At 65.9% G+C, this 522-nt stretch carries 1 protein-coding gene; it reads right to left on the bottom strand.

All coding sequences use genetic code 11. From position 1 onward, the window contains the following. Window positions 1–62: 62 nt before the first annotated feature. Window positions 63–522, bottom strand: a 460-nt coding sequence (gene petA / locus PXJ20_RS32950) for a ubiquinol-cytochrome c reductase iron-sulfur subunit (RefSeq protein ID WP_421057520.1), incomplete at its 5' end; no start/stop codon positions are given.

Below are 522 nucleotides of genomic sequence, written 5' to 3'. Positions count from 1 at the left end.
CGCCGGTCGATCCAGCCGGTGAGCCCCGTGGTCTCCACCTCGTGTTCAGTGCCGCTCGCCATTTACGCTTCTCCTTTTTCGTCCCTGCCGATCACCAGCTGCGTGGCCGAGGTGAACATGTAGGGCGGGATGTCGAGGTTCTGCGGCGCGGGCTTGTTCCTGAACACGCGGCCCGCGAGGTCGTAGGTCGAACCGTGGCAGGGGCACAGGAAACCGCCCGGCCAGTCGTCGGGCAGGTTCGGCTGCGCGCCCTCCTGGAAGCGCGGCGTCGGCGTGCAGCCCAGATGCGTGCACACGGCCACGGCCACCAGGATGTTTTTGTGCTCCGCACGCGAGCGGAACTCGTTTTTGCAGTACGCCGGCTCGGGCATCGAAAAGGGATTTTTGCTCTGCGGATCGGCCACCTCGCTGTCGGCCTTCTGGATGTCCGCGAGCATGCGGTCCGTGCGGTTCAGGATCCAGACCGGCTTGCCGCGCCAGGCCACCGTCATCATCTCGCCGGGCTTCAGGTTGCTGATGTCC

The sequence above is a fragment of the Paraburkholderia sp. A1RI_3L genome (genome assembly GCF_048957895.1).
Lineage (GTDB): Bacteria > Pseudomonadota > Gammaproteobacteria > Burkholderiales > Burkholderiaceae > Paraburkholderia > Paraburkholderia kururiensis.
This window is presented reverse-complemented; position numbering and strand designations above follow the sequence as displayed.